We start from the raw sequence: 7,416 nt of genomic DNA, 5'->3' as shown, positions 1-7,416 counted from the left end.
ATATATGTTAGTTATGAATAAAATGTACAACAATAATAAAGTATTCCTATCATATATGTATGATTTCACGAAAATCATTCATAACTATTGACATTTCCATAAAATCATGTATAATAAAAACATACTAATCATATCGACTTGATATGAATTGAAAGTGAGGAGCTTAAATTGTCAAAGATCAATAAGCGAATGCAGCGATGTTGACACTGGAACTATCACAGCAATATATCTAAATTGGAGTTGTCAGCTATGTATATAGAATTAAAAAACATTAATAAAAGCTTTGGCGATTTTAAAGCTTCGGATAACGTAAGTTTTGGTATTGAAAAGGGAAAGCTTATCGGTCTGCTTGGACCGAGCGGCAGCGGTAAAACAACTATCCTGCGTATGCTTGCAGGTTTGGAAAAACAGGATAGCGGTGATATTATTATAGATGGTAAAAATGTCAACAAACTTCCATCAAATGAAAGAGGTATCGGATTTGTTTTTCAAAGCTATGCGCTCTTCCCTTTTATGACAGTTTACGATAATATAGCTTATGGTCTGAAGGTTCAGAAAAAAGATAAGAAGTTTATTAAACAACGTGTGGCTGAGCTTCTTGAACTTGTTGGCTTACCTGACGTTGGCAAGCGTTATCCTGACCAGCTCAGCGGAGGTCAAAGGCAGCGTATCGCTCTTGCAAGAGCACTAGCACCTCAGCCTGAACTCCTTCTACTTGACGAACCTTTTGCAGCTATCGACGCAAAGGTAAGAAAAGAACTGAGAACATGGCTTCGTGATACTATTGATAAAATAGGCATAACAAGCATTTTCGTTACACACGATCAGGACGAAGCAATAGAGGTCGCAGACGAAATTGTTATCACAAACAAAGGCAGAGTCGAGCAGATAGGCAATCCGGTTGAGATATACCTTGAACCTAAAACTCCTTTTGTTGCTCAGTTTATCGGTCAGTCCGCAGTTATCGAGGACTACAGCAAGCTCAAAGGCTTTGAAACAGCAGAGGGCAAGACTTCAGCTATAATCAGACCTGAGTTTATCGAGATAAACAAATTTGAAGACAGCGAGTATCACCAGTTTGAAAGCTCAATGGAGGATGCCGTTGTGGAAGAAGTTTCATTCAGAGGAAACGCCTTTGAGGTTAAAGCTTCCATAGACGGTATCTCAGTAACAGGCAGATATCCGCTGAACGCTTCCCGTCTGAAAAAAGGTGATAAGGTAAAAGTACTTATCAAGAAGCTTTACACTATTGATGAAAACACTACAAATATTCTCGTAAACAAAGCTCTTGATGACTCAGAGCTGTACTATATTTAATAAGGAGGACATTAAAGATGGAAAATAATAAAACAAAGTCCTCTGCTATACAGAAGATACTAAAATGTGGCATCATATCATGGGTAGCAATAATTGCCCTTTGGGGAATAGGATCTTTGAAATATGATGAATATTTTCTTCCAAGCCCAAAGGAAACGATCGACAGCATGAAGGAACTTATCAAAGACGGAACTCTTTGGAGTGACATTGTTGCAAGCGTCGGAAGAGTAATAAAAGGCTGGCTACTTTCAATAATTTTTGCTGTTCCTATGGGTCTTATTGTAGGAAATTTCAGACCTGTACGCTGGCTCGTTGAACCTATACTTAGCTTTTTCAGATTTGTGCCTGCTATTGCATTGACGACACTCTTTCTAATGTGGTTCGGAGTAGGCGAAGAATCAAAAGTAGCACTTATTTTCTATGCATCATTCTTCCCTATGTTCGTAAACACTATAGCAGGTGTGGCTTCAACTGATAAGCAGCTCGTGGAAGCAGCTTCCTGCATGGGGGCAAAAAAAGCAAGAGTTTTTTTCACGGTAGTTGTACCATCAGCGGTATCTAATATCTACACTGGAATAAGACTAGGACTTAGCTCAGCTATTATCTGTGTTGTGGCAGCTGAAATGCTGGTCGGCAGTGATGGCCTTGGTTATCTTATAAACAGCTCGAAGCTTTATTACAAAACAAGCTGGGCTTTTGCAGGAATCGTCACACTTGCTGTGATTGGCTTTGCTGCTGACAGGATCCTACAGTTTATTGGCAAGAAAAAACTTAAACACTTTGACGTAAAATAATTAATTTAACAGGAGAGATTTAAAAATGAACATAAAAAAGATAATCGCAATAATAGCATCGACAGCATTGACAGCAACTCTTCTTGCATCATGCGGTAGTTCATCAAGCGGAAAAACCGCAAAGAAGGTTACCAAAGACGGTAAAGAACTTAGCGTTTTGAGAGTTGCGAACATGACAGGTCAGCCAGATCAGTATGCCGACTATATCGGTATGGAGCAAGGAATATTTGAGAAATATGGTATATCTCTCGAAACATCAGAATACGCTGCCGGCATTAACACAGTTGACGCTATTGCAACAGGCACAGCAGATACAGGACTGCTTGCAGATTTTGCTGCTGTAAACAGAATTGGAAATACTCTCGATAACACTAATCTTGTGATTTTTTCAGATCTAAGTTCAAGCGTTTCATATAACGGCGGTCTTTTTGTTGCACCAAAATACAAAGATAATCTTGATGCTTTAGATGAAAGTGAAGGATGGATAACTTCTATTGGAACAGTTTCAGAATACTTCAACTGGCAGGCTCAGACTTATTTAGGACTTGACCCGTCAAAGCAGAAAAACGTCAACACAGATTCCATATCAACTCAGATAGCAGTTGCACATAACGGTGAGGCATCAGCCGCTATCGTTACAGGCTCAGCTATAAAAAAATATGAAGCAGAGGGCTGGACTCAGGTCGCATCTGCAAAAGATATAGGGATAAACGTATCTGCTTATCTTATAACATCAAGCGACTTTGCAAAGAACAATACTGAAACTCTTACGAACTATCTTAAAGCACTTGATGAAAGCGTTAAATACATAAATGACAACTTAGATGAGTCGGCTGAAAAAATATCAAAGAAATATGGAATCGAACCAGATGACTTCAAAACAAACTGGGAACAGTACAGTATTAAACTGGGACTTTCTGAGGAAGCTGCATCTCATCTTGATGAAATAAATAAGTGGGCGTATGAGAATGGAAAATATCCAAACAGTTACAACATAAGGGAATTTTATTATACAGATGCAGCAAAAAAAGCATTTCCAGATAACGTTACGGCAGACCTGACAAAAGCAGACAAATAAACAAGGAGGAATCAGACATGGGTTATCCAAGCATTTATCCAACAGGAGTTACAATATACAACAAAGAAAAAGCCTACAGCGGCTATACGATCTTCCCGTCCGCTAAAGGTGCTCTGCTCATAGATATGAATGGCAATGAAGTAAAGCTTTGGGCTGGACTGGGAGGATTTCCTAACAAAATACTCCCAGGCGGATATGTAATGGGCACAACAGGAGCAAGAGGAGGTAAATATGCATATCAGGATCAACTTGATCTTGTTCAGGTAGACTGGGACGGTCATATCGTATGGAAATTCGACAAAACTGAACTTGTTGCCGACCCGGGTAAAGAACCGGTCTATATGGCTAGACAGCACCATGATTTTCAGCGTGAGGGCAGCACTGTGGGTTACTATTATCCAAATGGCGAGCCAAAGACAGACAGTGGCAATACACTTATCCTTACTCACGAGAACCTTTACAACCACGATATTTCAGACAAAAGACTTATCGACGATAAGATCATCGAAGTGGATTGGGAAGGCAATATAATTTGGAGCTGGCGTGCAAGCGACCACTTTGATGAGCTTGGCTTTGACGAGGCCGCAAAGAACGCATTATTCAGAAACCCTGGTCTTCACGGTGAGGCAGGTGGAGATTGGATGCACATAAACAACTTCTCTACCCTTGGCGAAAATAAGTGGTATGACACAGGCGACAAACGCTTCCACCCGGACAATATCATATTTGACGCAAGAAACTCAAACATACTCGGAATTATCGAGAAATCAACAGGTAAGATAGTATGGCGTGTAGGTCCTAACTTCAACGAAAGCGAAGCCACAAAGAAGCTTGGCTGGATAATTGGTCAGCACCACCTGCACATGATACCAAAGGGACTTCCTGGAGAGGGCGACCTGTTGGTATTCGATAACGGTGGCGAGGGTGGCTACGGCACACCTAACCCTGCTTCCCTCACAGGCGTGAACAATGCACACAGAGATTACTCAAGAGTACTTCAATTCAATCCTGTTACACTTGAAATAACATGGCAGTACACTCCCCTTGAAGCAGGAAATCTGCTTTTTACTGACGCTTCTAAGTTCTATAGCTCATACATCAGCTCTGCACAGCGACTTCCGAACGGAAACACTCTTATTACGGAAGGTTCAGATGGACATCTTCTTGAGGTCACACCTGACCATGAAATAGTTTGGGAATTTGTAAACCCTTATTTCAAGAATTTTGCTGGAACATTCAAAAGCAACATGATCTACAGAGCTTATCGTGTACCATACGAGTGGATACCACAGCTTGAAAAGCCTGTTGAGACCTCTATCGAGCCTATCGACATTACAAAGTTCAGAGTACCGGGTGCTTCTATTGGCGAGGGTACAGGACTTGTTACAGCCGTTGACGGGATCGATCCAACAAAAGGAGTTCCTCTCACAGGTTCAGGAAATGAAGAAGATGATGAAGAACGTATCGACTTCTGTGTTGCTTCTGTAAAGAAAAAAGATCTAGAATAAAATTAATGTACATAAGGCAGCTTCTGTAAAACGAGGCTGCTTTTTTAAGACCGCATAGAGTTTACAAGTCCTTGACAAAAGAAAAGATTAGTGCTATTATATTATGTGATATTGTTATTTATTTATCAATCATGTTTATTAGTAAAGGAAAGTGTAAATATATGTCTAAAGACGGTTCGATATCCGCATCAGTAATAAAACGACTGCCACGTTATTATAGATTTTTAGGTGAGCTTCAAAAAGAAGGACTTGAAAGAATATCTTCAAGGGAGCTTTCTGAGAGAATGAAGCTCACGGCTTCACAAATAAGGCAAGACCTTAACTGCTTTGGCGGATTCGGTCAGCAGGGATATGGCTATCACGTTGACGAGCTTAGAATGGAAATAGGCAAGATACTGGGAGTAGACAAGCATTTCAAGACCATACTTATCGGTGCAGGAAACCTTGGTAAAGCTATCGCCACACATATTAACTTTGAAACAAGGGGTTGCAATCTCATTGGCATATTTGATATAAACCCTAAGCTCACTGGTGAAGTGGTAGGAAACATACCGATTCGTCACACTAATGAAATAGAAAGCTTTTGCGAAGCAAACTCCCCTGTTGTAGCTGTGCTTTGTATACCGAAGGCAAACACTCAGGCTATTGCAGACCAGCTTGTAAATCTTGGTCTGAAAGCGTTCTGGAATTTTTCACATTATGATCTTAGCATCGACTATGAAACATAGTTGTGGAAAATGTCCATTTAGGTGACAGCCTGCTTACACTTACATATGCAACAAATATCATCACAAGCACTGATGCTGACAATAGCGAAGAGATCGAATAAAAAATCACACCAGAGGATAAATTCTCTGGTGTGATTTTTTTATATAAAGTATTAGCGAACTGTTTTAACCGCGGCTGTTTCAACAACTGCAGCAAGATGGTCGTTAACCTCTTTGCTCTGATAGTATTCAGCAAAAGACTCAGTTACTTGATCTGCCCATGACTCTGTAGATTGAGTTTTAACATCCTCGGTATTGATTTTTTCAGCACTTCCTGTTTCATCATCAAGAACGTAAAGCTTATCTGATGCGACCTCGGCAGCGACAGTTGCCACCTTTGTCAACACATCGTCATTTTTATCATATATAACAAATATGTAACAATTCTTTTTGTTCACAGTCTTAGTGCCTGTATAGCCATAAAGCCTTTTTGTTTTTTCAGCCAAAGGGTATATCTCCTTGCAGACATCTACGACCTGATTAAACGAATCAACAGCCTCATCTGGTATCTTTTCAAGAGTGCTTCTGTCAGGGAGTGAAGTAGTTTCGTCTGGCACTTCATCAGAAACCTCTGTCTGAGCTGTCGTTACGTCATTATTTGTAAGATTAACATTATTTTCTGTTTTATTATCGGCATTTTTTTCCACAAGCCGGGAAAGCAAACATAGTGCAAACTATAGCAACAGCTATCATTAGCTTTTTCATATTGATCCTCCGAATAACCTCTGTAGTCCTAAATCATTATGTCATATTTCAACAGTTTCACATTATATCACATGAAAATTACTCTGTAAAGGGATTATAAAGAATTGTAACAAAATATCCCGATTATGACGAAACTCATAATCGGGATAAATCATTTTTTAGCTATTTGCACAATAAGAGGTTACAAATTTGTTACAACCTGACGAAAAGACTAATCGTAATCTACAACGTCGATCCACTTCATGAGCAGATCCTTCTCCTCTGGTTTGCCCTTAATGAGCTGTGCTGCTGCAACGATCGGCAACCAAGCCTGTACATACTGCTTAGATGTTCCGCTCTTTACGCAATACTTATCAAGATAAGCCTCAGCAAGATCAGGATTGTTAAGGCAGAACAGCAGGTATGTTCTTGCAACGTCAGCAGAAGCATTGCCTTGTCTAGCAGAGCCCCAATTGATAACATAAGTACCTTCGTCATTGATGATAACGTTCTTTGGCTCAAAGTTACCATGGCAAAGCTTGATGTGCTTTGGCATTGAATCAAGCCTTGTGAGAAGCTCATACTTCTTTATCTCGTCGATCTGACCAAGAGTCTTGATCTGTCTTGCCATCTTATCTTTAAGCTTTGAAAGAAGTGGCATATACTGAGCGTGTATCTCGCACTGAATGTCGATAAACTGGTTAAGATATGTGTCTTTCTTGTCTGGATTTTCGTCCATAAGTTGCTGAAGAGTCTTACCCTTTATAAAGTCCATTGTAATAGCCCATTTGCCGTCGATAACGGAAACCTCGTGAAGAACAGGCATCTTTATAAAGGAATTGCCAAGTGTTGTTTCAACTCTTGCGTGTGTAAGAGCTGCATACAGACACTTTTCCTTGTATTCAGGCTTCTTATAGATCCTGACTGCCATTCCATCAGATTCATAAACATCATAGATGTCGCTGGATGCTACAAAGTTATCAAGTTTCATAAGTCATATCTCCTTTTATTTTAAAATATGGTATTAAGTCTAGCTTCAGAGTATACATCGATTTTTCAACAGCCTTATTGTGTAAAATTACCTTTACATCTCCGTGCTTTCTATGTATCTCTGTTATGTCTATATTATACTACAGATTTTCTAAATGTCAAGCACTTTTTCGTTATTTTCACAACTGTTTTATTTTTGTTTAGTTTTTATCTTATATTTATTAATCTCTTTCCAGGCAGCATATATGATAAATTTTTATCAATCTGATTTTAATTGT

Annotated in this window: 6 protein-coding genes and 1 pseudogene; 5 read left to right on the top strand and 2 right to left on the bottom strand. The window is 39.5% G+C overall.

The window, feature by feature from the left end; translation table 11 throughout:
• Nucleotides 1-249: 249 nt before the first annotated feature.
• The 5 genes and pseudogenes from DW793_RS13485 to DW793_RS13465 all read left to right on the top strand — a co-directional run bounded on the left by DW793_RS13485 (nt 250) and on the right by DW793_RS13465 (nt 5,526).
• Nucleotides 250-1,317: a sulfate/molybdate ABC transporter ATP-binding protein gene (locus DW793_RS13485; RefSeq protein WP_046441881.1), complete on the top strand. Its 1,068-nt coding sequence runs from the start codon at nt 250-252 to the stop codon at nt 1,315-1,317.
• Between the two features lie 17 nt (nt 1,318-1,334).
• Nucleotides 1,335-2,111 carry an ABC transporter permease gene (locus tag DW793_RS13480; protein ID WP_022288445.1) on the top strand — a complete coding sequence of 259 codons (777 nt, stop codon included), beginning with the start codon at nt 1,335-1,337 and terminating at the stop codon, nt 2,109-2,111.
• A 25-nt stretch (nt 2,112-2,136) separates the two neighbouring features.
• Nucleotides 2,137-3,189 (top strand): ABC transporter substrate-binding protein, encoded by a 1,053-nt coding sequence (locus DW793_RS13475; RefSeq protein ID WP_118158451.1) that lies wholly within the window; start codon nt 2,137-2,139, stop codon nt 3,187-3,189.
• 17 nt (nt 3,190-3,206) lie between these two features.
• Nucleotides 3,207-4,697: an aryl-sulfate sulfotransferase gene (locus DW793_RS13470; RefSeq protein ID WP_118158450.1), complete on the top strand. Its 1,491-nt coding sequence runs from the start codon at nt 3,207-3,209 to the stop codon at nt 4,695-4,697.
• A 161-nt stretch (nt 4,698-4,858) separates the two neighbouring features.
• A pseudogene (locus DW793_RS13465) lies at nt 4,859-5,526 on the top strand (redox-sensing transcriptional repressor Rex).
• 51 nt (nt 5,527-5,577) lie between these two features.
• On the opposite strand, the gene DW793_RS13460 reads toward DW793_RS13465, so the two are convergent.
• Complete coding sequence (locus DW793_RS13460) at nt 5,578-6,111, bottom strand: hypothetical protein (protein WP_147342215.1); 534 nt, start codon at nt 6,109-6,111, stop codon at nt 5,578-5,580.
• 269 nt (nt 6,112-6,380) lie between these two features.
• Nucleotides 6,381-7,139 carry a phosphotransferase family protein gene (locus tag DW793_RS13455; protein ID WP_022288440.1) on the bottom strand — a complete coding sequence of 253 codons (759 nt, stop codon included), beginning with the start codon at nt 7,137-7,139 and terminating at the stop codon, nt 6,381-6,383.
• Nucleotides 7,140-7,416 lie beyond the last annotated feature (277 nt).

This window comes from Ruminococcus sp. AM31-15AC, from assembly GCF_003462045.1.
Classification (GTDB): Bacteria; Bacillota; Clostridia; order Oscillospirales; family Ruminococcaceae; genus Hominimerdicola; species Hominimerdicola aceti.
Note: the sequence above shows the minus strand (reverse complement) of the source record. Positions and strands in the feature narration are given on the sequence as shown.

Excerpts from the sequence above, each read along its gene's own strand:
- DW793_RS13480 (WP_022288445.1), top strand. The coding sequence starts at position 1,335 with ATGGAAAATAATAAAACAAAGTCCTCTGCTATACAGAAGATACTAAAA.
- DW793_RS13475 (WP_118158451.1), top strand. The coding sequence starts at position 2,137 with ATGAACATAAAAAAGATAATCGCAATAATAGCATCGACAGCATTGACA.
- DW793_RS13470 (WP_118158450.1), top strand. The coding sequence starts at position 3,207 with ATGGGTTATCCAAGCATTTATCCAACAGGAGTTACAATATACAACAAA.
- DW793_RS13485 (WP_046441881.1), top strand. The coding sequence starts at position 250 with ATGTATATAGAATTAAAAAACATTAATAAAAGCTTTGGCGATTTTAAA.
- DW793_RS13455 (WP_022288440.1), bottom strand. The coding sequence starts at position 7,139 with ATGAAACTTGATAACTTTGTAGCATCCAGCGACATCTATGATGTTTAT.